This is a genomic window from Pseudomonas sp. ITEM 17296 (genome assembly GCF_028895205.1).
Lineage (GTDB): Bacteria > Pseudomonadota > Gammaproteobacteria > Pseudomonadales > Pseudomonadaceae > Aquipseudomonas > Aquipseudomonas kermanshahensis.
The window spans coordinates 302,443-325,580 of sequence record NZ_WJRS01000003.1 but is presented as its reverse complement, the minus strand read 5'-3'; the positions used below and the strand labels follow the sequence as shown (position 1 = coordinate 325,580).

Below are 23,138 nucleotides of genomic sequence, written 5' to 3'. Positions count from 1 at the left end.
ACGATGCCTGTTAAATACTGCGTGGCGGCTGCGCTGAGCCTGGCCCTGGCCGTGGCCTTACCCCAGGCCAGTGCCGAGGAGCCGGTGTTCGATGACAACGGCACGCCGATGTACGAAGTGAACTTCGTCGACACCGAACTGGGCGAGTTCATCGACAGCGTGTCGCGCATCACCGGCACCACGTTCATCGTCGACCCTCGGGTAAAGGGCAAGGTCACCGTACGCACCGTTGACCTACACGACGCCGATGCCATCTATGACATCTTCCTGGCGCAGCTGCGCGCCCAGGGTTACGCCACCGTCGACCTGCCCAATGGCAGCGTGAAGATCGTCCCCGACCAGGCGGCGCGCCTGGAGCCAGTGCCGGTGGAGCCTGCCGGGCAGCAGGGCGCGGGCAGCGACAGCGTGGCCACGCGGGTATTCGATCTACGCAACGCGGCCACCGAGCAAGTGGTTGGCATCCTCAAACCCCTGGTCGACCCTCGGGTAGGGGTGATCACCCCGTACCCGGCCGCGCATCAGTTGGTGGTTACCGACTGGCGCAGCAACCTCGAACGCATCGCCAGCCTGCTGCGCCAGCTCGACCGCCCCAGCGAAGCAGTGGGCAGCGCCAGCACCCAAGTCATGTACCTGCGCCACGCCAATGCCAGTGAAGTGGTGAAGGTATTGCGCGGGCTCAGCCAGGAAGGCATGGCACCGGCGCAAAGCACAGGCGAAGGGGAGAGCAAAGAGCCGCCGGTGACGGCTGCCGCCAGTAGCTCGGGCATCCGCCTGGAGTATGAAGAGGGCACCAATGCCGTGGTCATGGTCGGCCCCGACAGCGAACTGGCCGCCTACCGCGCCATCGTCGAGCAACTGGATATCCGCCGCGCCCAGGTGGTGGTCGAGGCGATCATCGCCGAGGTCTCCGACAGCAGTGCGCAAGAGCTGGGCGTGCAGTGGTTGTTCGCTGACGAGAAGTTCGGTGCCGGTGTCGTCAACTTCGGCAGCAACGGGGTGAACATCGCCAACATTGCGGGGGCTGCGGCCAGCGAAGACAGTGAGGCACTGGGCAAACTGCTGTCGGCCACCACGGGTGCCACGGCGGGCATCGGCCATTTTGGGGGCGGTTTCAACTTCGCCATGCTGGTCAATGCGCTCAAGGGCAAGAGCGGTTTCAACCTGCTCTCCACCCCGACCCTGCTGACCCTGGACAATGCCGAGGCGTCGATCCTGGTCGGTCAGGAAGTGCCCTTCGTCACCGGCTCCGTGACACAGAACAACGCCAACCCTTACCAGACCATCGAGCGCAAGGAAGTCGGGGTCAAGCTGCGGATCAAGCCGCAGATCAACGTCGACAACAGCGTGCGCCTGGACATCGTCCAGGAGGTCTCGTCGATTGCCGATTCCAGCGCCGCCAGCGATGTGATCACCAACAAGCGCGAGATCAAGACCAAGGTCATGGTCGAAGACAACGGCCTGGTGATTCTGGGCGGGCTGATCAGCGACGAGTTGAGCACCAGCAACCAGCGGGTGCCGCTGCTCGGGGACATTCCTTACCTGGGTCGGCTGTTCCGCTCCGACGCCAGCAAGAACACCAAGCAGAACCTGATGGTCTTCATCCGCCCGCGCATCCTGCGCGACGGGCCGAGCCTGGCTGGGCTTAGCGAGAACAAGTACCGCACCTTGCAGCAGACCACCCCGCTTCAGTTGCCAAACCTTGCGGGCGCAGAAGGTGGTACGCCACTGCTGCAGGTGTTCCCCGCCAGCCGAGCGCGCCTGGAAGGGGGTGACTGGTGATGCTGCCCTATCGCCTGGCACGCCAGGCCGGCCTGGCCATGACCCCGACCGACAGCGGCTGGCAATTGTGGCTGCGCCGCGACGCCGACAGTGACCAGTTGCAGGAGCTGCTGCGCGTGCATGGCCAGCCCAGCGCGCTGGCCTACCTGGAGCCTGCGGCATTCGACGAGCAATTGGGCCAGCTTTATCAGGGCGGCGATGCGGCCACCGAAGCGCTGATCGAAGGGATTGGCGACCAGGTAGACCTCGACAGCCTGATGAGCGAGATGCCGCGCATTGAAGACTTGCTCGAAAGCGATGACGAGGCGCCGGTCATCCGCCTGATCAATGGCCTGTTCGGCCAGGCCTTGCGCCTGCGTGCTTCGGACATTCATATCGAGACCTTCGAGCAGAGCCTGGTGGTGCGCCTGCGGGTCGACGGCCACCTGCGTGAGGTGCTGCGCCCGCCGCGGGCGCTGTCGGCGATGCTGGTGTCGCGGATCAAAGTCATGGCGCGGCTGGACATCGCCGAGAAACGCCAGCCCCAGGACGGCCGCATCACCTTGCGTGCAGCGGGGCGCGAGGTCGATGTGCGGGTGTCGACCTTGCCCGGCATCCATGGCGAGCGCGTGGTGATGCGTGTGCTCGACAAGCAGGCCAGCCTGCTGGCGCTGGACAACCTGGGCATGCCGGCAGCGGTGCTCGATGGCCTGCGCAGTTGCCTGGCGCGGCCCAATGGCATCGTGCTGTCCACCGGCCCGACCGGCTCGGGCAAGACCACCACGCTGTACGCCAGCCTCAACAGCCTCAACGATGGCAGCCGCAACATCCTCACCGTCGAAGACCCGGTGGAGTACGCCATCGCCGGCATCGGCCAGACCGCGATCAACCCCCGCGCCGGGCTGACATTCGCCACGGGCCTGCGGGCCATCCTGCGCCAGGACCCGGATGTGATCATGCTGGGTGAGATCCGCGACCAGGAAACCGCGCAGATAGCCGTGCAGGCCAGCCTCACCGGCCACTTGGTGCTGTCGACCCTGCACACCAACAGTGCGGTGGGCGCGGTGACCCGTTTGCGTGACATGGGCATCGAACCGTTCCTGATCGCCTCGTGCCTGCGCGGTGTGTTGGCACAGCGCCTGGTGCGGCGGCTGTGCCAGTGCGCGGTGGCGCAGCCGCTGCAAGCGGCCGAGCGTGACCTGTGGCCTGAACTGTGTGCATTGGGCAGCAGTTACCACGCAGTGGGGTGTGAGCTGTGCCAGGGCAGCGGTTATGTCGGGCGCCTGGGCCTGTACGAATTCATCGAACTGGACGCCGGCCTGATCGCGCTGCTGTACGACGGCGCCAGTGAGCAAGCCATGCAGGACTATTTGGCCGATCGTCGACGCAGCCTGGTGGCCATGGCCAGTGATTGCCTGGCGCGGGGCGAAACCAGCCTGGCCGAAGTGCTGCGCGCGGTGCAGGGCTGAGCCATGCCGACTTATCGCTATCAAGCCGTCGACCTGGCCGGCAAAGCCCACAAGGCCAGCCTGCAGGCCGACAGCGAGCGCCATGCACGGCAACTGTTGCGTGAGCAGGGCCTGTTCGCCCGCCAATTGCAACGCCATGAGGCAGGTACCCGGCAACCCCGCCGCCAGCGCTTGAGCCGTGCACAGCTGTGCGAATTGACCCGCCAGTTAGCGACGTTGACTGGCGCGGGCATACCCTTGGTCGATGCCTTGGCCACACTCGAACGGCAATTGCGCCAGCCGGCCTTGCACAGCGTGTTGGTCGCCTTGCGCGGCTCGCTCGCCGAGGGCCTGGGGCTGGCGCGTAGCCTGGCCCGTCAGGGGGCGCCGTTCAGTGGCCTGTACTGTGCGCTGGTCGAGGCCGGTGAGCGCTCCGGGCGGCTGGCCCAGGTGCTCACGCGCCTGGCCGATCACCTGGAGCAGGTGCAACGGCAACAGCACAAAGCGCGTACTGCCTTGATCTACCCCTGTGTGCTGATGGGCGTGTCGCTGGCGGTGGTGGTCGGCCTGATGACTTTCGTAGTGCCCAAGCTCACCGAACAGTTCGCCCACGCCGGGCAGAGCCTGCCGTTGATTACCGCCGTGCTGATCGGCCTGAGCCAAGGGCTGGTGCACGCCGGGCCGTGGCTGCTGGGGTTGGCGCTGGCAGGGGCGCTGCTCGCCAACTGGCTGCTGCGCAAGCCGCATTGGTGCCTGCGCCGGGATGCATGGCTGTTGCGCCTGCCACGTATCGGCAGCCTGCTGCAGGTGCTGGAAAGCGCACGCCTGGCGCGCAGCCTGGCGATTCTCAGCGGCAGTGGCGTAGCCCTGCTCGAAGCGTTGCAGGTGGCCACCGAGACGGTCGCCAACCGGCGCATTCGCCAGGCCATGGAACAGGTGCGCCAGCAGGTGCAGGGTGGTACCAGCCTGCACCGTGCGCTGGATGCCTGCCAACAGTTTCCGCCGTTGCTGGTGAACATGGTCGGCAGCGGCGAGGCCAGCGGCACGTTGGCTGACATGCTCGAACGCGTCGCCGACGACCAGGAACGCGGCTTCGCCCGCCAAGTGGACACCGCCATGGCGCTTTTCGAACCCCTGATGATCCTGGTGATGGGCGCCGTGGTGCTGTTCATCGTGCTGGCGGTGCTGCTGCCGATCATGCAACTCAACCAGGGCCTGCAACTGTGAACACAAGGAGTACTTCCATGCAGCATCGTCGTAACCGTCAGCGTGGTTTCACCCTCATGGAGATCATGGTGGTGATCTTCATCATCGGCCTGCTGATCGCCGTGGTCGCCCCCAGCGTGCTGGGCAACCAGGACAAAGCCATGCGGCAGAAGGTGATGGCCGACCTTGCCACCCTCGAACAGGCACTGGACATGTATCGGCTGGATAACCTGCGGTTCCCGAGCAATGAACAAGGCCTGGCTGCGCTGGTGAAAAAACCGGCCCAGGAGCCGCTGCCGCGTTCGTGGCGCAGCGATGGTTATGTGCGCCGCTTGCCGGAAGATCCGTGGGGTACTCCTTACCAGTACCGCATGCCGGGTGAGCATGGCCGGGTGGATGTTTACTCGCTGGGCGCCGATGGTGTGCCGGGCGGTGAGGGTCAGGATGCCGACCTGGGTAACTGGGCGCTGTAACCGGTGCGCGATGAATCCAATGCCGCATGGGGCTGCTTTGCAGCCCTTTCGCGACACAAGGCCGCTCCTACAGGCCGGCGCTGTACGTGTAGGAGCGGCCTTGTGTCGCGAAAGGGGCGCAAAGCGCCCCCAAAAGCCCATCAACAAGGCTTCAGCCTGATCGAACTGCTGGTGGTACTGGCCATCGCCGGCCTGATGACCGGGCTCGCCGTGGCGTCGCTCGACAGCGGCAAGGCCCGCGTCGATCAGGCCTTGCAGCGGCTGGCTGCACAGGTGCACGTGCAGGCCGCCGAGGCACGGCATGCCGGCCAGTTACGCGGGCTGCGCTGGACCGGCCAGCGCCCGGAGTTCGTGCGGCGTGAACGCGATGGCTGGGTCGTCGAACCGGTCAGCCTGGGCGAGTGGCCCAAGGGCTTGCAGCCCGACTGGCCAGCCAGCCCGCAGCCGCGCCTTCTGTTCACCCCGCAAGGTTGGGCGCAGCCGGGTTCGGTGCGCTGGCGCTGTGCCGAGGGCAGCCAGCAATGGGCCTGGAGCCGAGACGGCCGCCTGCAGACGGCGGCGCTGCCATGAAGCGCCAACAGCGTGGTTTTACCCTGCTGGAAGTGACCGTGGCCCTGGCGATTGCCGCCGTATTGGCGGTCATCACCAGCCAGGTCCTGCGCCAGCGCCTGGCGGTGCAGGACAACTTGCAACAGCACCGCCTTGGCCTGCTCTGCGCCCGCGAACTGCAAGCCCGTTTCACCGTCGAGCAGTACTGGCCGGCCCGCAATCAGGTGGATGGGCAGCTGAGCCAAGGCGGCCAGGTGTGCCATTGGCAGCTGAAACTGCGCCGCACCGGCGTGCGTGACCTGCGCAGGGGTGAACTGCTGCTGTTCGGCGACCGCGACCAGCGGCCCCCGCTTGGCCAATACAGTGTGTTTCTGGAGCGCCCATGAAGCGGCAGCAGGCAGGCCTGACCCTGATCGAACTGATGGTGGCCCTGGCCCTCACCGCGCTGCTCGGCGTCATGCTGGCAGCGTTGGTCAATGGCTGGCTGAAGGTGCGTGAGCGGTTGCAGGTGAGCAACCAGGAGGCGTCGGTGCTGGATTTCTGCCTGGCCCTGGAGCGGCGCTTCGACAGCCCGGCCCTGCGCCGGGTGTATGACCAGCGATTGCCCTTGCCCAGCCGTTGGTTCGACTGGCAAGCGGCGAGCGGCCAACTGCTGTGGGTGGCGGCGACAGGCCTGCCCGAAGCCGAAGGCGGGTCGCGTCTGCAGCGCCAGCGTCTGCGCTTCGAGGCGCGTGAGCAACGCCTGCTGCTGGAAACCTCGGCGGACCTGTATGCCGCCTCGGCGCCGCGCTGGGTGCTGCGTGAACAGCTAGGGCGGGTGAGCGCGATGAACATCCTTTATCACCAGGGTGGCCGCTGGCTGCCCTGGCCTTCCGACCAACCCGCGCACCCCGGCCGTGGCGTGCGCCTGGAATTGCAACGTGATGGAGCACCGTATGCCTGCACCTTCGTCCTTCCCTGGGGGCGCTCATGAACCTTGACTGGCGTCGACGCTCACCGGCTCGACCTTGGCTGTTGGTGCGACCTGGCAACCCTTGGGACTGGTTACTGGTCGAGAGCGGTGTCGCGCTACGCCAGGGGCAGGGCGAACCACCGGCGAACCTGCAGGCACGGGTGGCGTTGATCGTGCCGGCCGAGCACTGTAGCCATTTCCAGTTGCCCGCACCGCCAGGGCTCAAACGTGAAGAATGGCCATTGCTGCTTGAAGACCGCTTGCTGCAAAGCGTGGATGAGGTGGTGTGCGGGTATTTGGGGCGCGAGGCCGGGCAAGTTCGGTTACTGGCGGTGGCGCGCGAGCGCCTGGACGATTGGCGCGGGCAATGCGCCGAGTGGGGGCTGATGGCCGAGCGTTGCTGGGCCGAATTCCAGTTGCTGCCGGCACCCGAGGCGGGGGCCGCCTGGTGGTGGCGCAAGCAAGACGGGGTCAGCCTGCTCAAGGGGCTGAGCGAAGACGCTGGCGAGCATTGGCTGGCCTGGCCTGAAGCCATGGGCGAGGTGCTGGTTGAACCCTGGCCGCAATTACGCAGGCTACCTCTGGAAGGCCAGTGGCCTACAGCATTGGCAGCGCTGGACAGCTTGCCTGGCCTGTTCGAGCAGCGGCGGCGTCGCACGTTGGCGGGGCCGACGCGGCAGCAGTGCCAGCTCATGGCTGCCTGCCTGCTGTTGGCGTGTACCTGGGGCGGCGTGTGGGCGGCCCAGCAATGGCGCCAGGCCCAGCTCTGGCAAGCCCAGGTGATTGCCGTGACGGGTGAGCAGGCGGGCCCCAGGCAGGCGGTGCAGGCGCTCAAGCGCCTGCGTGAGGCCGGCTTGCAGCAGCAAGTGCGCCTGCGTCAGCTCGACGATTTACAAGGGCGCTTGCACGCCTGGCTGAGTGAGCATCCCGGCTGGCGCCTGCAAGCGGTGCGCTTTGATGGGCAGCGCTGGCATGTGCGGCTGGAGGGCGAGGGCGCCACACCTCCTTGGCGCGAGATGGCCAGTGCGGTGGGCGCTCAGGTGCAGGTCAGTGGCGGCGAGTCGTCGCCAACCGTGGTGTTCGACTTGGAGGTGGCGGCATGAGCACGGCGTGGATGCAGCGTCACCGTTTGCCGCTGGCCGTGTGCCTCATCGCGCTGCTGTCGAGCGTGCTGCTGCTACGTGAAGGCGTGGCGCAATGGCGCGCGCTGAGCCAATGGCAGGCGCTGGCGCAAATGGCAGTAGGTTTGCAGGGCGGTGCGACGCTGAACCTGGAGCGTCTGCGCCAGTCGGCTCAGGCGCGGCAGATCGAATTACTGGAGGTGGTCACGCAGGGCGAGGCCTGGCACCTGCGCGGTCAGGTGGGCGATGAGCAGGCCTTGCTGGGTTGGGTACGTGCGCTGCAGGCCGAAGGCGCGCAGCCCTTGCAGTGGGGGCTGGAGCAAGACACCCAGGGTATGCGCTTCGACCTGGTACTTCGGCCATGAGCCGGGGCGCAGTGGCGTGGTTGCTGCTGGTGTTCAGTGTGACCTTACTGGTGCAGTTGCCCGCCAGCTGGCTGGTGCGCGGCTTCGGGGTACCGGCCGCGGGTGTGAGCGGCAGCCTGTGGCAGGGGCAGGCGCAGCAGATCGGCCCGTTCGGGCCGTTGCAATGGTCCTTACAGCCTTGGCGTTTGCAAGGGCAGGGCGCGCTGGGGTTTCAGGGGCAGGCGTGGCACGTGCAGGTCCACGGTTGGCCCTGGCGCTGGGAGGGGGACGTACGCCCGGCTGCGGCACAGGTGACGGTAGCGGCGGCGTATCGCCTGGCCGGGCAGTGGCAGGGTTCGGTGCGTGTACAGGGTGCGTGGCGGCAATGCCTGGCCAGCGATGGGCGCCTCACGGTTACGGACTTGGCGCTGAGTGAGCCCTGGTCGCTGGGGTTGGGGCAGGGCCGGGTCGAGGTGCAGTGCCGCGGGGGGTGGCACCTGTTGGGGCAGTTGCTGCAGCCAGGGCAGCATCAGCTCGACGTGGACGCCGATGTGCGGGGGCGACAGGCCCAGATCGCCATCGCGCTGCAACCCGATGCTGCCCTGACCCCACTGTTGCGCGGCGCGCAGTGGCTGGGGCCGGAGGCAACGACAGGGCAGCGGCGCGTCCGTTGGTAACCACCCGAATCTGCGGCCAAGCGCCCCCCCTGTAGGAGCAGCCTCGTGCTGCGAAGAGGCCGGTGACAACACACTAAATCTTCGCTGCTGCCACGGGCCTCTTCGCAGCACAAGGCTGCTCCTACCGGTGGGCGCAGTGGCTGGGCCTGGAGGAAACGACAGGGCAGCGGCGGGTCCGTTGGTAACCACCCCCGAATCTGCGGTGAAACGCCGCCCCTGTAGGAGCAGCCTTGTGCTGCGAAGAAGCCGGTGACAACACACTAAATCTTCGCTGCTGCCACGGGCCTCTTCGCAGCACAAGGCTGCTCCTACCGGTGGGCGCAGTGGCTGGGCCTGGAGGAAACGGCAGGGCAGCGGCGGGTCCGTTGGTAACCACCCGAATCTGCGGTGAAACGCCGCCCCTGTAGGAGCAGCCTTGTGCTGCGAAGAAGCCGGTGACAACACACTAAATCTTCGCTGCTGCCACGGGCCTCTTCGCAGCACAAGGCTGCTCCTACCGGTGGGCGCAGTGGCTGGGCCTGGAGCAAACGGCAGGGCAGCGGCGGGTCCGTTGGTAACCACCCGAATCTGCGGCCAAGCGCCCCCCCCTGTAGGAGCAGCCTCGTGCTGCGAAGAGGCCGGTGACAACACACTAAATCTTCGCTGCTGCCACGGGCCTCTTCGCAGCACAAGGCTGCTCCTACCGGGGTGTGCAGTAGCTGGGGCCGGAGGCAACGACAGGGCAGCGGCGAGTCAGTTGGTAACTAGCCGGATCTTCGGCCAAGCGCCCCCCCCTGTAGGAGCAGCCTCGTGCTGCGAAGAGGCCGGTGACAACACTCTAAATCTTCGCTGCTGTCACGGGTCTCTTCGCAGCACAAGGCTGCTCCTACCGGGCGGCGGTGGGCGAGGGGTCAGTCCGCCTTGCCCTGGGTACTCGATACCCATTGCTCGCTGCGGTTATGCCCGCTGGTACGCAATACCCCAAGATCAAGCGCATTCTCGCCGTCAGCCGCGCCCTTGCCCTTGGTGAACTCAGCCACTGCTGTGCCCAGGTCCACCGGCGAGTTGGACACGTCAATCGACACATCGCGGCGATAGTCGCTGCCACTCAGGGTCTCTTGGCTAATCGCATTGGCGCTCAGCTCGACATCACCCTTGGCCGACTGCAACCGCGCGCCGACCAAGTGAGCGTCGCCCGCAACCTTCAACGCGATGCCTTCGCTGCCCTTGAGCGTGGTCTGCCTGGCCACGGTGTCGCGCTGTTGATGCGACAGGTCCAGGCGCAAGGTCGGTGAGAAACCAGGTTCGGCCTTGCTCAAGGCTGGGCCGGCCTTTTCGCCGACCTTGCTACCCAGCGGCCCTGCCAGCGCGGTGGCGGCGTTGGTGTAGCCTTGCGGGTTCTTTTCCTGGCTCAGGCGTGCGTCAGCTTTCACGGTCAGGCTATCGACGCTGTCCTTGCGGCTGGCAATGCGCAGATCGCCGCCGACCTCACCGGTAATACGCCCTGCCTCCAGGCTGGCACCTTCGATGCGTGTGTCGCCACGGCTGTGCAACTGGATACCCTCAGCGCGCAGCTGGCTGGCGTTCCAGGTCTGGTTGTCACGTTTGTCCAGGGCGACCTGTGCGCGGCCATGCAGACCACGGGTATCGGTATCCCCCTTGGCCATGTTGAAACCGGCCCCCGCGGTGATGTCGAGGTTGTCGCGTTGCTCCCGGTTGCTGGATGCTTCCACCCGCATGCCGCCCCCGGCGGCGTTGAGCACGATCTGTTCGGCTGAGGCGTGCAGCCCTTGCAGGTGCAAGGCGATGTCCTCGCGGGCACGGCTGCTCAGCGTCAGTGTGCCGGCGCTGTCGAAGCGGGCATCGACAGCCTGGCTGGCATCTTCGTTCTGCTTGCCGTGGTTGAAGTGCCCGCCGATGCCGCCCCCTTTCGTTGCGCCGGTCTTGACCGCAAGCTCCAGGCCGCCGCCCAGGTTGCCGCCCTTGGCCTGTTGGGTATCGCTGCCTGCGGTGACCTGCAAGCGGCCACCACTTTCCAGCAGGGTATCCCCGACCTTGGCGTCACGGCTGCCGATACGCGTCCCCTCCAGCTTCAGGTCGCCATCACTGCTCAGGTGAACATCGCCCTTGGCATCGATCTGCGCAACCTGGGCCTTGGTCTGCGCGCTGTCTTGCTGGTGGTGATCAAGGTAGCCGCGCGCGTCGACGCCAGTGCTGCCGGGGCGATTGCCAACCTTGGCCCAGGCGTTGCCGTCAAGCTGGCCTGCGGACTGGGTATTACGGTCATTGGCTTGGGACAACGACAAGGTGCCCCCACTGCGCATGGCCACGTTGCCTTCGCCACCGTCGATGCGCGTGCCTTCGTACAGGCCATCGCTGCCCAGCTGTACCTGGATGCCCTGTTGCCCATAGAGGCTTCCGGGCACGGCGGTACTGGCAGTGTCCTGTTTGCCCAGCGAGCCGCCCTTGCCGGCGGCGCGAACATTGAGGTCGTTGCCGCTGCTGGTGTCCACGCGGGCATCGCCGCCATAGGCCATGCGCTGCACGGTATCTACCTGAGTGTTCTCGGCTGCCCGCAGGGTGTGCTGCGAGGCGTCGATCAGCAGTTTCCCGGCGTTGGCCTTCCACGCGGTGCCCTGGTCATCAATGACACCGGCCTTGACCTCGACCGTTGCACCGGTCAGCTCACTCACCTGGGCCAAGCTGCGGCGTTGGTTCTCCAGGCGTTTGAGATGGTCCACGGTCATGTCGGCGCCGACGCTCGGGGCCACCATCGCGTCTTCGGGCGAGGCTTGCTGAAAGCGCGCGGCCTCCTCACCGAGCACCAAGCGTTCGATGGGGCGGGTGAGGTCACGGTATTCCACGCTGGCGCCGAGGCTGCCGGCCCAGTTGTCTGTGACGCTTTCACGCTCATGGGTTTCTTGCGCTGCACGGTTCTCGATGTGCTTGGCAGTGACCTTCAGTTGCTGGCCGGCATCGACGCGTGCGGCTTCGGTGAGCAAATGCTCGGCCTCCAGCTTCACCCCGGCGCTGGCCTTCAATTCGCTGCCTTGTACCGTGCTGTCACGTTCGAGCTGAGTCTGGGTGTTGTGATGGCCTGCGAAGGCGCTGCCCAACCGGTCGATACCCCCCGTCACTTTAACGCTGCCTCCGCTCTGGCTGTTTTTGCTGATGGACTCGCGCTCATTGCGGGTTGCACCCAGGGAGATGTGCTTGGCGGTCACGTCCAAGTCACCGGCGCTGGCCTGGACTTTGGAACCATTGACCTGCAAATGGGCGTCGCTTTGCAGGCCTACCGAGGCACCCTTGAGTTCGCTGGACACCTGTGATGTTTCCTGCGTCGTGCCGGTCGTGGTAGCGACCTGATAGCCCAGGCTGGCCTCGTACTGACGCGAGTCCGGCTTGCCATCCTGCGCCTCTTCAGTCTGCTTGGCGCCGACACTGAGGCCACGTTGCTGGTGCCGGGTGTCGGTTTCGTTGCGCGACTGCGCGCTGTCGATCACCAAGTCGCCTTTGGCTTCTACCTGCAAATGTTTGCCTGCTTCGACCTTTGCCCCGTGGATACGCAGTTCGTCGGCGCTGGCCAGGCGCAGGTTGCTGCTGGACGAGACGTCGCTGACCAGTACCTGGTCCTTGCGTGTGGTGTGCTTGCGGTCGCTGCCGATCAGGCCGAACAGTTTGCTGTCGCTCTGGTGATCGGTCGAGGTGCTGCTGCCGCGGTCGGCTTCGATCGCCAGCAGGCCGTTTTCGCTGTAGAGCACCGAGTCTTCCTTGCCATGCACCTTACTGCCTTTGATGGTGACCTGGTCGGCCGTCATGTTCAGCTTGCCGTCCGTCGTCACACTGCTGCCAGCCACGACCTGCGCTTGGGTGTCATTGCCTTTGCGGTCGCCAAAGAAGGTGCCAGAGACCAGGTCGCCGCGGTAATTGCGTTGGGTGCCGCTTTCCTGCAAGGCCGTGGTCCCGACCTCGATGTGCCGGGCCTTGAGTTGCATGTCGCTGTTCGCATGCAGCGTGCTGCCTTCAACCTTGAGGGCGTCGGCTGCCGTGAGGGTCAGGCGCCCGGCATTCAACGTGCTGCCCCGGGCTGTTTCGCGGGTTTGCTCGGTATCGCTGTCGCCGCGCCACAGGTCCTTGCGGTGGCGCACCTGTTCGGTGATGTGTTTGCTGTCGATGCCCGCCACGATGTCCAGGTTGCCGGCACTGTTGACGTTCAACTCACCCCCTGCACTCACGTCGGCGGCCAACAGGCGCATATCGGCACCCGATTGCAGCCGAACGTTGTCATGGCCGCGCAACTGCGTGCCCTGCTGTTGACGGTCATGGGTGGTGCGCTCGCGGTTGTAGGTTTCGCGGGTGATGAAGAGGAACTTCTTGTTCCAGTTTTCGCGATCGTGCTGGGTGTTTTCCAGGCTGTCAGCGTCCAGGGTGAGCTTCTGGCCGGCCGTGACTACCACCTGTTGTGCCTGGCCATCGACGGCGCGCAGGGTCAGGTCGTCGGCGGCGCTGAGGGCCAGGGCGCCCCGTTCGCTGTGCAGTTCGGCGCGGGTGTCGGCCTTGCCGCTGATGTGCAGGCTACCGGCTGACTGGATGTCGATACCGTCGGTGGCATGTGCCTGAACGGGCCCCATGCGCACGCCCGCGCCTTCGGCGGTGCTCACCACGCGGATGCGCCCGGCGCGCATGGCCCCGAACAGGCTGGCATCGATACTGGCCGCTGTGCCGGGCAAGTGCTCGACCACCTGGCCGCTGGCCTGGTCGATGCGGTTGCGGCCCACCGTGACGTTCAGTTCACTGCCGGCCATGAGCAGCCCTTTGCTGTCTACCTGCGGCGCGATCAGGTCAAGCGCGCCGGTGCTGTTGCTTTGGCCACCGGGCAGTACCTGCAGGGCGCCGCTGGCATTGAGGGTGTCGAGGTACTTGAGTTGCTGGTCTTCGAATTCTGGGGTGCCGACCACGAAGCCCGCGCGCGTGGTGTTGATGAAGCTGCCCCCGTTGAGGGTGATGCCATTGGGGTTGGCCAGGATGTAATCGGCGGGGCGGCCGAAGATTTCCTGCGGCCCCTCGATCAGCGAGGCGTTGCGGCTGATCACTTCATTGAGAATGGTCGAAGCCGCCTGGCCTTGGAACTGCGGGTTGGCGGCCAGGGCACCGGCCAGTTGCGATTGGCCGGCCTGGGTGGCGTTGTTCAGCACCACGCCGGGGTTGCCGACGTTGTAGTCGAGGAACTGGTTGTGTGACAGGCCGCCGGCGTTGGGGGCGACAATGTCGATGACTGGCACACCATGGCCATTGTTGATGACCGGGGTGCCACCTGGGCCGGTAGCGGCTTCAAGGCCGCCCTGGGCCAGCACGCTGCTGGAGCCGAGCAGGGCGAGGAAGATGGCCCAACGCAAGGTATCCGGGCGGGTAGACGTCAACTGCGAGCGCGTTTGCATGGTCTCGTTCTCTTTTTTTGTGGGGTGAATCAGATGCTCAGGTTCCACTCCAGCACCCAGAAGCCCGGCTCCAGAAGCGCGCGGGGCAGGTCACTGGTGTACAAGGCGCGCTGGTAGTCGAGGCGCACGCGGCTGTCGGGCAAGCTCAATTCGATGCCGGCTGCCGCGCCTGCCAGGCGTTGAACGGGGCTGTCGCGAGCCAGCCGGGTCCAGCCCTGATCGAGGCCGGCATAGGGCCGCAGCTGCAGCGATCCGGCCCAGGCCGGCGTCAGCGGATAACTGAAGGTGTTACGCCAGACGGCACTGCTGGCGCCGGAGTAAGTGCGCAGGCGGAACCCGCGCACAGCGGAATCATCGCTGGCCAGCAGTTGCTCGACGGCCGGCAGCCGGTCGCGGCTGTACTGCAGGCCCAGTTCGCTCTGCCAGCGCCAGGGCCGCTGCGCCGGGCCTTGGCGCAGGTGCAGCAGCGTGCCGCGGTACTTGTGAAAGTCCGGTCGTGGGCCCAGCGCACTGGGCGCTGAAGCGTCCGCGCCAAACCAGCCCACCCCTTGGGCGAACCCGAGGTAGCCGTGCCACAGGCCGCCTTCGAGCCACAGCAGGTTGATGCCCGCTTCTACCGTGGTCAGGGTGGGGCTCTGCAGGCTCACGGCCTTGCCGCCGGTGCGGTTGGTGAGCTGCTTGCGGTCCAGCCGGGCGCTGGCGCTGAGCATGCCCTGCTGGTTGCGCCATAGCACCCGCTCGGCGCTGAGCCCCAGAAAGCGGCTGTTGCCACTGCTGGTCTGGCGCCCTTGGGGTATGGGCGCGCGGTAGCTCAATTGGCTGGCGCTGGCGGCGAAGGTCCACGGGCCGTACGGAATGCTGTAGTACGCCGTGACACCGTTGCTTCGCCCCGGCGCATCGATGACGGTCCTGGCCAACGACAGGCGCAGGTCGTCGTTCAGGCCAAGCGGGCTGTCCAGGCCAATGCCGAGGTTCAGGCGATGGCGGCCGGTCAGTTCGCTGCCACGGTTGTCCAGGCGGCTGTCCAGGTGCCAGCGCGAGGCGGTCTTGTGGGGCTGAACCACTACTCGGGTGCCGCCCTGCAGGGCGCCGGGCAGCAAGTCGACACTCAGTTCATAGGCACGCAGGCGGTTGAGTTGGTCGAGCCCTTGCTCCAGCGCCGGTAGGTACAGCGGCTGCCCCAGCACGTCAGGAAAAGCGCCACGCAAGGAAAGCGGCAGGTCGGCACCAAGTTCGATCGACTCGACGAAGCCTTCGCTGATGAGGATGTCCAGCGGCGCGCCATCCTCGGGTGGCTGGCTCAGGTAAGGGCGGCTGGTGGGGTAGCCCGCCTGCACATAGCGCTGGGTGATGGCCTTGAGCAGCAGGTTGATGTCGACGATGCCCATGCAAGGCTGCATGAAGGGCCGCACGGTCGCTTCCAGTGCCGTGCCCGGCACCTGCCGATGGCCCGCCAGACGAACACCGGTCACCGCCCAGCAGTGGCTGTCGCCCGCCTGTATGGCCTGGTTTTCGTCATCGCCTGGCGGGGCGGGGGCACGCTGCCAGCGCTCGAGCCGTTGCTGCTGTTCCAGCTGGCGCAACGTTTGCTGCTGGTCGCGCAACTGCTGGCTGGCCAGGTCGTCGGCCGATGACACAGGGCTGGCCAGCCAGCAGGCAAGCAGGCTGCTCGCAATGATGCGTATTCGGTACGGCATTGAAGCACCCCGCAGATGACGTACGGATTTCGTATTCGTCTGCGTGGATGCTAAGAATTAAGTGATTCGCTTGGATGCAGTACGCCGCCTAAGCGGATGTCAGGCGGGTTCGCGGTTGAAGGTGCGAAAGCTCCTACACGATCAGCTCATTTTGTAGGACGTCAGGGGCGGATCTCGATCAATGTCCCGTCCTTGACCAGTTCCCAGACTTCCTGCATGTCGCGGTTACGCATGGCAATGCAACCGTCCGTCCAGTCCAGGGTATGGAAGTACCACTCCGGATACTCGTCGTTGATCGGCGTGCCATGGATCATGATCATGCTGCCGGCGCTTACGCCTTCGCGGGTGGCGCGGGCGGCGTCGCTGATGTTCGGGTAGTTGATGTGCATTGCCAGGTTGAAACGGTCGCTCTGTTTGCGCCAGTCCAACCAGTAGAGGCCCTCGGGGGTCTTCTTGTCGCCTTCGCGTTCCTTGGCGCCCTTGGGCTGCTTGCCCAGGGAAATCCGGTAGGTCTTCAGCGGCTCACCACGGCTGATCAGTTGCAAGCGGCGCTCGGACTTGATCACCAGCACCTTGTCGATGAGCGGCTGCATGGCGGCCTGCGATTGCGACTGTGCAGGCACCGGTGGCTGCGGCTTGCGAATGATGGTCTCGGTGAAGGCAGCCTGGGACACCGAGGTAACGCAAAGGCAGAAAAGGGCAAACAACCAGCGCATGAAGCAGCACCTGCAGGCTTAAGTAGTGGGCGAGACGTTCATCGGCGGCAGGTACTCATGGCCTATGGGGTAGTGCTGCCCGATGCGGTCGCGATAGTAGCATTCTAGTGTGCGTGTGACGGTGCGGAAAGCCAGCTCGTCCCACGGTATCTCATGTTGTTCGAACAATCGCACCTCCAGGCTCTCGATGCCCACATCAAAGCTTAGGTCGGCCAGTTCCGCGCGGAAGAACACGTGTACCTGGTTGATGTGCGGCAGGTCGAACAACTGGTACAGGGCCATGGGCCCTACCTGGGCGCAGGCCTCCTCGACGGTTTCGCGACGGGCGGCCTGGTCGAGGGTTTCGCCGTTTTCCATGAACCCGGCGGGCAGGGTCCAGTAGCCGCGGCGTGGCTCGATGGCGCGCCGGCACAGCAGCACCTGGCTACCCCAGGTGGGCAGCACACCCGCGACGATGTTGGGGTTCTGGTAGTGAACGGTCTGGCAATACTCGCAGACATACCGCAGGCGGCTGTCGCCCTCGGGGATCCGCTGAACGACCGGTTGGCCGCATGCGCTGCAGAATTTCATGCTGTTCTTCCCTTTTGACTGGGCTATCTTGGCGCGCCGACGGGGCCGCCGCAAGCGCACGGGGCTTGGGTGCTTCGCGGCTTTGGTGCATCATGCAAGACAGGCCTTGGATACGAGAGTGCGCAATGCTGGACGAGCTTCTTCGCCGAATGAGCAACCATGAACCTGCATCACTGGAAACTGACCGACGGTTTCCCGAAGCGGCGGTACTCTTGCCCATTACCCGCAGCGAAGCGCCCGAACTGGTTTTGACCCTGCGCGCCAAGGGGCTGTCGACCCATGGTGGCGAAGTCGCCTTCCCCGGTGGCCGCCGCGACCCCGAAGACCCGGACCTGGTGTTTACCGCCCTGCGCGAGGCCGAAGAAGAAATCGGCCTGCCCCCTGGGCTGGTGGAAGTGATCGGCCCGCTGAGCCCACTGATTTCGCTGCATGGCCTGAAAGTGACGCCATTCGTCGGGCTTATCCCTGATTACGTCGAATACCGCGCCAATGATGCGGAGATCGCGGCAGTATTCACCGTGCCGCTGGAATTCTTCCGCCAGGACCCGCGGGACCACACTCACCGTATCGATTACCAGGGCCGCAGTTGGTATGTGCCCAGCTACCGTTACGGCGAATACAAGATCTGGGGGTTGTCGGCGATCATGATCGTCGAGCTGGTCAACCTGCTGTATGACGCGGGTATCAGCTTGCATCAACCCCCGGAACGTTACATCGAGATCTGAGCGGGGCCCACCCTGCCGTTTGCCGCAAACCGCCGCCGTTTATCCTGAGGAGCGAGCATGAAATATCGCCTGGGCGACCTGCGGGTCGACAGCCATCCGACCAGTTGGATCGCGCCCAACGCCACCGTGATCGGCAACGTGCGCCTGCAGGCCCGTGCCAGTGTCTGGTTTGGCGCTGTATTGCGGGGTGACAATGAGCTGATCGACATCGGCGAAGACAGCAATGTCCAGGACGGCACGGTGATGCACACCGACATGGGTTCGCCCCTGACCCTGGGCAAGGGGGTGACGGTGGGCCATAACGCCATGCTGCATGGGTGCACGGTTGGCGATTACAGCCTGATCGGCATCAACGCGGTGATCCTCAATGGGGCGCGGATTGGCAAGCACTGCATCATCGGCGCCAATGCGCTTATCCCCGAAGGCAAGGAAATCCCCGACGGGTCGCTGGTAATGGGCTCGCCTGGCAAGGTGGTGCGCGAGCTCAGCGAGCAGCAGATGCGCTTGATCGAGGCCGGCGCCGCGCACTATGTGCACAATGCCCAGCGCTATGCGCGTGACTTGGTGGTGGATGATGAGTGAAGTGGTCAAGGCAGAGCGCCCGGTGGCGTCGCCGTGCGTGAGCATCTGCGCGCTGGACGAGCAGGACATCTGCACGGGGTGCCAACGTACGGTGGCCGAGATCGGGCGCTGGGGGCGCATGGATAACACTGAGCGCCGCGCGGTGCTGAAGCTTTGCCATGAGCGGGCAGTGGCTGCCGGGATGATTTTGTAGGCGCGGCTGCCGCTGACCCCAAAATCAAGTAACCTGTGCGGCTTGTCTGACGGTTACTGCTCATGCTCTATCTCATCGCCTATATCAGCAGCGTAGTGCTGATCAACTACGCCTTTTCCAGTGCCCCGCACCTGGACATCATCTGGTCTGCCTGGGGCGGCCTGGTATTCATCCTGCGCGACATGGTCCAGACCCGTTTCGGGCATGGCGCCTTGGTCGCCATGCTGGTGGCCCTGGTTCTGTCGTACGTTACCTCGGAACCGGCCATTGCGCTGGCCAGCGCCACCGCCTTCTTCATCTCAGAGCTGATCGACTGGCTGGTGTTCAGCATCACCCGTCGGCCGCTGCGCGACCGCCTGTGGCTGAGCTCGGCGCTGAGCATCCCGGTCGATACCTTCATTTTCTTCGGCATGATCGGTGCCTTGACGCCGGCCGTGATCGGCACGGCAATGGCCTCGAAGTTCGCCGGTGTCACTGCCGTATGGCTGGCCATGGCATTTCGCGCCCGGCGGGCTGCCGCGGTCGGTTGATGGTGTAGAATACGGGTCCTTTTTCAGCGGGCGGCGCTCAGCCTGGCGCAGCCCCGGACGCCTTCGAGGACCTGAAATGACCCGTATCGGAACCCCATTGTCGCCCACCGCGACCCGAGTACTGCTCTGCGGCTGCGGTGAGCTGGGCAAGGAAGTGGTGATCGAGCTGCAGCGCCTGGGCGTCGAAGTGATTGCCGTAGACCGCTACGCCAATGCACCGGCCATGCAGGTGGCACACCGCAGCCATGTGGTCAACATGCTCGATGGCGTCGCCCTGCGCGCAGTGATCGAAGCCGAGAAGCCGCATTACATCGTCCCCGAAATCGAAGCCATTGCCACCGCGACCCTGGTCGAGCTGGAAAACGAAGGCTTCACCGTGGTGCCCACCGCCCGCGCCACCCAGCTGACCATGAACCGCGAAGGCATCCGTCGCCTGGCCGCCGAAGAGCTGGACCTGCCGACCTCGCCGTACCACTTCGCCGACACCTACGAAGACTATGCCAAGGCCGTGGCCGATGTCGGCTACCCGTGCGTGGTCAAGCCAGTGATGAGCTCGTCGGGCAAAGGCCAGAGCCTGCTGCGCAGCGATGCCGACCTGCAGAAGTCCTGGGACTACGCCCAGGAAGGCGGCCGCGCCGGCAAGGGCCGGGTGATCATTGAAGGCTTCATCGATTTCGATTACGAGATCACCCTGCTGACCGTGCGCCACGTCGGCGGCACCACGTTCCTGGAGCCTGTCGGCCACCGTCAGGAGAAAGGCGATTATCAGGAGTCGTGGCAGCCCCAGGCCATGAGCCCGAAAGCTCTGGCAGAATCGCAGCGTGTGGCGCAGGCAGTCACCGACGCCTTGGGCGGCCGTGGCCTGTTCGGCGTAGAGTTGTTCGTCAAGGGCGACCAGGTGTGGTTCAGCGAAGTGTCGCCGCGCCCGCACGACACGGGCCTGGTGACGTTGATCTCCCAAGACCTGTCGCAGTTCGCCCTGCATGCACGCGCCATTCTGGGCCTGCCGATTCCGGTGGTGCGTCAGTTTGGGCCATCGGCGTCGGCGGTGATCTTGCCAGAAGGCCAATCGCAACAGACCAGCTTCGCCAACCTTGGCGCTGCGCTGAGCGAGCCGGACACGGCCATTCGCCTGTTCGGCAAGCCGGAAATCAACGGTACCCGTCGCATGGGCGTATGCCTGGCACGTGATGAGTCGATCGAAGCGGCGCGAGCCAAGGCGACTCGCGCTTCGCAGGCTGTCAAGGTCGAGTTCTGATTCAACACCGTTAGGGCCGCTTTGCGGCCCATCGCAGGCAAGCCAGCTCCCACAGGTTCTGCTCAAAGCTCAAGGGCTGTGTGGGCCTTGTAGGAGCTGGCTTGCCTGCGATGGGCTGCAAAGCAGCCCCCATTAGTTAGAGCTCCGTGTTTCGGGTCTCTTTCAGGCACAGCACCGCAATCAAGCTGATCACCGCCGCCACCGACACATACCCGCCCACCCAGCTCAACCCGCCCATGCTCACCAGTTTCTGAGCAAAGAACGGCGCCGCCGAAGCCCCCACGATGCCACCCAGGTTGTACGCCGCCGACGCGCCGGTGTAGCGCACATGGGTAGGGAACAGCTCGGGCAGCAACGCCCCCATCGGCGCAAAGGTCACGCCCATCAGGAACAGCTCGATGGCCAGGAACAGCGCCACGCCCGTGGTCGAGCCCGAAGTCAGCAGCGGCTCCATGGTAAAGCCCGATGCCACCGCCAGCAGGCCGCCGACAATCAGCACCGGTTTGCGCCCGTAGCGGTCGCTAAGCCAAGCCGACAGGGGCGTGGCCAGCGCCATGAACACCACCGCGAAGCACAGCAGGCCGAGGAACGTCTCACGGCTGTAGCCCAGGGTAGTCACGCCGTAGCTGAGCGAGAACACCGTCGAGATATAGAACAGCGCATAGCACACCACCATCGCCGCAGCGCCCAGCAGGGTCGGTACCCAGTATTTGGAGAACAGGTCGACCACTGGCATCTTCACGCGCTCATGGCGGGCAATGGCCTTGGCAAACACCGGGCTCTCTTCGAGCTTGAGGCGCACATAAAGGCCGACCAGTACCAGTGCGGCGCTGAGCAGGAACGGAATGCGCCAGCCCCATTCACGGAACTGCTCGTCGCTGAGCACCAGGGCCAGGGTCAGGAACAGGCCGTTGGCAGCCAGGAAGCCGATCGAAGGCCCCAATTGCGGGAACATGCCGAACCAGGCGCGCTTGCCCGGTGGCGCGTTCTCGGTGGCCAGCAGCGCCGCGCCGCCCCATTCGCCACCTAGGCCCAGGCCTTGGCCGAAGCGCAGCAGGCAAAGAATGATCGGCGCCCAGACGCCAATGCTGTCGTAGCCTGGCAGCACGCCGATGGCGGTGGTGGAAACGCCCATCAGCAGCAGCGACGCCACCAGGGTCGATTTACGGCCGATGCGGTCGCCAAAATGGCCGAACAGCGCCGAGCCCAGCGGGCGAGCGAGGAAGGCGATGCCGAAGGTGAGGAAGGCCGCGAGCATCTGCGCGGTGCCCGACCCGGACGGGAAGAACACCGGGCCGATCACTAGCGCGGCGGCCGTGGCGTATACATAGAAGTCGTAGAACTCGATGGCCGTGCCGATGAAGCTGGCAGTGGCCACCCGTGCGGGGGAGTTGACCGGCGCGGCAGGCGCTTCGGCATAGGTGCTGCTCGTGGTCATTAAGTAGGTCCCTAACAGTCTGGTCGTGCTCCAAGGGCTTGATCCGCCAGGGCGCGTACCTTCGAAGGGCAGGCACGCCTACGCGGACGCCGGAGCGTATTGTTCTTTTGCTCGCCCGACTGACGATAGCCCAAGGGGGATAGGGGCGGGAGCGGGCACTGTTCGGGGTGTTGAAGCAGGCCCGCGGGGCGTGTCAGTGGAGCGGACTGGCCGTGTGGCGCCGGGTGCGGGTAGCAGGCGGGACGGCGGGGCTGGGTAAGCGTGACCCGAGTATAGCTATCGGGTCACGGTCCACACCAGTACCTTGCTGGCGCAATTGTCCTCTGTTTCGAGGATTTCCAGGCGATATCGGCCGATCTTCAGGCAAACGGCGCTTTCCGGGATGCTTTCCAGTGCTTCGGTGACCAGGCCGTTGAGGGTCTTTGGCCCGCCATCGCAGGGCAGGTGCCAGCCCAGGGTGCGGTTGATCTCGCGCAGCGAGGCGGTGCCTTCGATGACGAAGGTGCCATCGGGCTGGGGGTGGACGTGCGGGTTGTCCAGCCCCTGTTCGTCTTCGAACTCGCCGACGATCTCTTCGAGGATGTCTTCCAGGGTGACGATGCCCAGCACCTCGCCGTATTCGTCCACCACCACACCCAGGCGGCGTTGCTGTTTATGGAAGTTCAGCAACTGCAGCTGCAGGGGCGTGCTTTCGGGTACGAAATAGGGCTCGTAACAGGCGCCGTGGAGTTTCTCCAGGGTCAGCTCCGCCTTGGGCAGCAGGTGGCTGATCAGCTTGGTGTTGAGGATTGCCTCAACCTGGTTGATGTCGTTGTGATAGACCGGCAAGCGGGTGTGACGGCTGACGATCAGCTGCTCGATGATGCGTTCGATCGGGTCGTCCAGGTTGATGCCATCGACTTCGTTGCGCGGCACCAGGATGTCGTTGACGGTGACTTTGTCCAGCGATTGCAAACCGTCGAGCAGGCCATGGCGTGCAGGCTCGTGCTCCTCGTCTTCGTCGAAGTCGTCGTCTTGCTCCGGGTGCAAGGCGACCGCCGTAGGCTGCACACGGAATGGGCGCAGCAGCAGCTTGGCGCAGCCATCGAGCAGGCAGGCCAAGGGTTGCAGAAGCGCCAGGGGCACTTTCAGCAGGCTTGCACCCAGGCTTGCAAACGCCTGCGGGTTACGCCGCGCCAGGCGCCGCGGCAGAAATTCGGCAAACACCAGCAAGGCCAGCGTCGCGCCCAGGCCTGCCAGCCAGAAGCCGTGTTCGCCGCTGTAGCGCTGGCCAATCAGGCACGCCAGGCCCAGCACCAGCAACTTGCCGAGGCTGGCGCACAGCACCAGCGCCTGGGCGGGCAGGGGGGCTTGACCGTCGTCGCCGTTGCGCAGCGAACCATTGAGTTGCAGGCGGGCGGCATCCACGGCGCTGAAAAGCGCCGACCAGAGCAGCGCCAGTGCCAGAGTGCCGAGGAGCGGTGCGTACGGCAGGGTGTCCATGG

At 65.3% G+C, this 23,138-nt stretch carries 21 protein-coding genes; 15 read left to right on the top strand and 6 right to left on the bottom strand.

The window, feature by feature from the left end; translation table 11 throughout:
* Positions 1–3: 3 nt before the first annotated feature.
* From gspD to gspN, 10 genes are all read left to right on the top strand, one after another.
* Positions 4–1,779 carry a type II secretion system secretin GspD gene (gene gspD / locus GIB19_RS05915; RefSeq protein ID WP_274884244.1) on the top strand — a complete coding sequence of 592 codons (1,776 nt, stop codon included), beginning with the start codon at positions 4–6 and terminating at the stop codon, positions 1,777–1,779.
* Positions 1,779–3,227, top strand: a complete 1,449-nt coding sequence (locus tag GIB19_RS05910; protein WP_027595698.1) for a GspE/PulE family protein — start codon at positions 1,779–1,781, stop codon at positions 3,225–3,227. Before gspD ends, GIB19_RS05910 begins: the two co-directional genes overlap by 1 nt.
* 3 nt (positions 3,228–3,230) lie before the next feature.
* Positions 3,231–4,433, top strand: a complete 1,203-nt coding sequence (gene gspF / locus GIB19_RS05905; protein WP_274884242.1) for a type II secretion system inner membrane protein GspF — start codon at positions 3,231–3,233, stop codon at positions 4,431–4,433.
* Between the two features lie 17 nt (positions 4,434–4,450).
* Complete coding sequence (gspG, locus tag GIB19_RS05900; RefSeq protein WP_027595700.1) at positions 4,451–4,885, top strand: type II secretion system major pseudopilin GspG; 435 nt, start codon at positions 4,451–4,453, stop codon at positions 4,883–4,885.
* 102 nt (positions 4,886–4,987) lie between these two features.
* Positions 4,988–5,455, top strand: coding sequence for a type II secretion system minor pseudopilin GspH (gspH, locus tag GIB19_RS05895; protein WP_274884238.1), 468 nt, complete (start codon positions 4,988–4,990; stop codon positions 5,453–5,455).
* Positions 5,452–5,820 carry a type II secretion system protein GspI gene (locus GIB19_RS05890; RefSeq protein ID WP_099428449.1) on the top strand — a complete coding sequence of 123 codons (369 nt, stop codon included), beginning with the start codon at positions 5,452–5,454 and terminating at the stop codon, positions 5,818–5,820. The genes gspH and GIB19_RS05890 overlap by 4 nt, the downstream gene beginning before the upstream one ends.
* The gene (locus tag GIB19_RS05885; RefSeq protein WP_027595703.1) at positions 5,817–6,407 is read left to right on the top strand and encodes a PulJ/GspJ family protein; all 591 of its coding nucleotides are present in this window, start codon (positions 5,817–5,819) and stop codon (positions 6,405–6,407) included. Before GIB19_RS05890 ends, GIB19_RS05885 begins: the two co-directional genes overlap by 4 nt.
* Positions 6,404–7,489 (top strand): type II secretion system protein GspL, encoded by a 1,086-nt coding sequence (gene gspL / locus GIB19_RS05880; RefSeq protein WP_274884237.1) that lies wholly within the window; start codon positions 6,404–6,406, stop codon positions 7,487–7,489. The genes GIB19_RS05885 and gspL overlap by 4 nt, the downstream gene beginning before the upstream one ends.
* The gene (gene gspM, locus GIB19_RS05875) at positions 7,486–7,872 is read left to right on the top strand and encodes a type II secretion system protein GspM (protein ID WP_265969746.1); all 387 of its coding nucleotides are present in this window, start codon (positions 7,486–7,488) and stop codon (positions 7,870–7,872) included. The genes gspL and gspM overlap by 4 nt, the downstream gene beginning before the upstream one ends.
* Positions 7,869–8,528 carry a type II secretion system protein N gene (gspN, locus tag GIB19_RS05870; RefSeq protein ID WP_274884234.1) on the top strand — a complete coding sequence of 220 codons (660 nt, stop codon included), beginning with the start codon at positions 7,869–7,871 and terminating at the stop codon, positions 8,526–8,528. Before gspM ends, gspN begins: the two co-directional genes overlap by 4 nt.
* A gap of 890 nt (positions 8,529–9,418) precedes the next feature.
* On the opposite strand, the gene GIB19_RS05865 is transcribed toward gspN, so the two are convergent.
* The 4 genes from GIB19_RS05865 to GIB19_RS05850 all read right to left on the bottom strand — a co-directional run bounded on the left by GIB19_RS05865 (position 9,419) and on the right by GIB19_RS05850 (position 16,928).
* Entirely contained in the window at positions 9,419–13,945 is a 4,527-nt protein-coding gene (locus GIB19_RS05865; protein WP_099428453.1) for a hemagglutinin repeat-containing protein, read from the bottom strand.
* Between the two features lie 29 nt (positions 13,946–13,974).
* A complete protein-coding gene (locus GIB19_RS05860) occupies positions 13,975–15,642 on the bottom strand; it encodes a ShlB/FhaC/HecB family hemolysin secretion/activation protein (RefSeq protein WP_274884232.1) in 1,668 nt (555 codons plus the stop codon).
* Positions 15,643–15,803: 161 nt separating this feature from the next.
* Positions 15,804–16,358, bottom strand: a complete 555-nt coding sequence (locus GIB19_RS05855) for a L,D-transpeptidase family protein (protein ID WP_027595710.1) — start codon at positions 16,356–16,358, stop codon at positions 15,804–15,806.
* Positions 16,359–16,376: 18 nt separating this feature from the next.
* Complete coding sequence (locus GIB19_RS05850) at positions 16,377–16,928, bottom strand: NUDIX hydrolase (protein ID WP_027595711.1); 552 nt, start codon at positions 16,926–16,928, stop codon at positions 16,377–16,379.
* Positions 16,929–17,053: 125 nt separating this feature from the next.
* Here GIB19_RS05850 and GIB19_RS05845 point away from each other — a divergent pair, with 125 nt between their 5' ends.
* The 5 genes from GIB19_RS05845 to purT all read left to right on the top strand — a co-directional run bounded on the left by GIB19_RS05845 (position 17,054) and on the right by purT (position 20,216).
* Complete coding sequence (locus GIB19_RS05845; RefSeq protein WP_027595712.1) at positions 17,054–17,653, top strand: CoA pyrophosphatase; 600 nt, start codon at positions 17,054–17,056, stop codon at positions 17,651–17,653.
* Between the two features lie 57 nt (positions 17,654–17,710).
* Positions 17,711–18,235: a gamma carbonic anhydrase family protein gene (locus GIB19_RS05840; protein ID WP_085272711.1), complete on the top strand. Its 525-nt coding sequence runs from the start codon at positions 17,711–17,713 to the stop codon at positions 18,233–18,235.
* Positions 18,225–18,428 (top strand): DUF1289 domain-containing protein, encoded by a 204-nt coding sequence (locus tag GIB19_RS05835; protein ID WP_085272712.1) that lies wholly within the window; start codon positions 18,225–18,227, stop codon positions 18,426–18,428. The genes GIB19_RS05840 and GIB19_RS05835 overlap by 11 nt, the downstream gene beginning before the upstream one ends.
* 62 nt (positions 18,429–18,490) lie before the next feature.
* Positions 18,491–18,958, top strand: coding sequence for a VUT family protein (locus GIB19_RS05830; RefSeq protein WP_099428457.1), 468 nt, complete (start codon positions 18,491–18,493; stop codon positions 18,956–18,958).
* Positions 18,959–19,034: 76 nt separating this feature from the next.
* The gene (purT, locus tag GIB19_RS05825) at positions 19,035–20,216 is read left to right on the top strand and encodes a formate-dependent phosphoribosylglycinamide formyltransferase (RefSeq protein WP_027595716.1); all 1,182 of its coding nucleotides are present in this window, start codon (positions 19,035–19,037) and stop codon (positions 20,214–20,216) included.
* Between the two features lie 136 nt (positions 20,217–20,352).
* Here the strand turns inward: purT and GIB19_RS05820 are convergent, their stop codons facing one another.
* Positions 20,353–21,654, bottom strand: coding sequence for an MFS transporter (locus tag GIB19_RS05820; protein WP_274884227.1), 1,302 nt, complete (start codon positions 21,652–21,654; stop codon positions 20,353–20,355).
* A 276-nt stretch (positions 21,655–21,930) separates the two neighbouring features.
* Positions 21,931–23,136: a transporter associated domain-containing protein gene (locus tag GIB19_RS05815; RefSeq protein ID WP_027595718.1), complete on the bottom strand. Its 1,206-nt coding sequence runs from the start codon at positions 23,134–23,136 to the stop codon at positions 21,931–21,933.
* Between the last annotated feature and the right edge of the window lie 2 nt (positions 23,137–23,138).

Bases quoted from the DNA above. Each gene is read 5' to 3' on its own strand.
- gspD (WP_274884244.1), top strand. From the start codon at position 4: ATGCCTGTTAAATACTGCGTGGCGGCTGCGCTGAGCCTGGCCCTGGCC.
- GIB19_RS05910 (WP_027595698.1), top strand. From the start codon at position 1,779: ATGCTGCCCTATCGCCTGGCACGCCAGGCCGGCCTGGCCATGACCCCG.
- gspF (WP_274884242.1), top strand. From the start codon at position 3,231: ATGCCGACTTATCGCTATCAAGCCGTCGACCTGGCCGGCAAAGCCCAC.
- gspG (WP_027595700.1), top strand. From the start codon at position 4,451: ATGCAGCATCGTCGTAACCGTCAGCGTGGTTTCACCCTCATGGAGATC.
- GIB19_RS05890 (WP_099428449.1), top strand. From the start codon at position 5,452: ATGAAGCGCCAACAGCGTGGTTTTACCCTGCTGGAAGTGACCGTGGCC.
- GIB19_RS05885 (WP_027595703.1), top strand. From the start codon at position 5,817: ATGAAGCGGCAGCAGGCAGGCCTGACCCTGATCGAACTGATGGTGGCC.
- gspL (WP_274884237.1), top strand. From the start codon at position 6,404: ATGAACCTTGACTGGCGTCGACGCTCACCGGCTCGACCTTGGCTGTTG.
- gspM (WP_265969746.1), top strand. From the start codon at position 7,486: ATGAGCACGGCGTGGATGCAGCGTCACCGTTTGCCGCTGGCCGTGTGC.
- gspN (WP_274884234.1), top strand. From the start codon at position 7,869: ATGAGCCGGGGCGCAGTGGCGTGGTTGCTGCTGGTGTTCAGTGTGACC.
- GIB19_RS05865 (WP_099428453.1), bottom strand. From the start codon at position 13,945: ATGCAAACGCGCTCGCAGTTGACGTCTACCCGCCCGGATACCTTGCGT.
- GIB19_RS05860 (WP_274884232.1), bottom strand. From the start codon at position 15,642: ATGCCGTACCGAATACGCATCATTGCGAGCAGCCTGCTTGCCTGCTGG.
- GIB19_RS05855 (WP_027595710.1), bottom strand. From the start codon at position 16,358: ATGCGCTGGTTGTTTGCCCTTTTCTGCCTTTGCGTTACCTCGGTGTCC.
- GIB19_RS05850 (WP_027595711.1), bottom strand. From the start codon at position 16,928: ATGAAATTCTGCAGCGCATGCGGCCAACCGGTCGTTCAGCGGATCCCC.
- GIB19_RS05845 (WP_027595712.1), top strand. From the start codon at position 17,054: ATGCTGGACGAGCTTCTTCGCCGAATGAGCAACCATGAACCTGCATCA.
- GIB19_RS05840 (WP_085272711.1), top strand. From the start codon at position 17,711: ATGAAATATCGCCTGGGCGACCTGCGGGTCGACAGCCATCCGACCAGT.
- GIB19_RS05835 (WP_085272712.1), top strand. From the start codon at position 18,225: ATGATGAGTGAAGTGGTCAAGGCAGAGCGCCCGGTGGCGTCGCCGTGC.
- GIB19_RS05830 (WP_099428457.1), top strand. From the start codon at position 18,491: ATGCTCTATCTCATCGCCTATATCAGCAGCGTAGTGCTGATCAACTAC.
- purT (WP_027595716.1), top strand. From the start codon at position 19,035: ATGACCCGTATCGGAACCCCATTGTCGCCCACCGCGACCCGAGTACTG.
- GIB19_RS05820 (WP_274884227.1), bottom strand. From the start codon at position 21,654: ATGACCACGAGCAGCACCTATGCCGAAGCGCCTGCCGCGCCGGTCAAC.
- GIB19_RS05815 (WP_027595718.1), bottom strand. From the start codon at position 23,136: ATGGACACCCTGCCGTACGCACCGCTCCTCGGCACTCTGGCACTGGCG.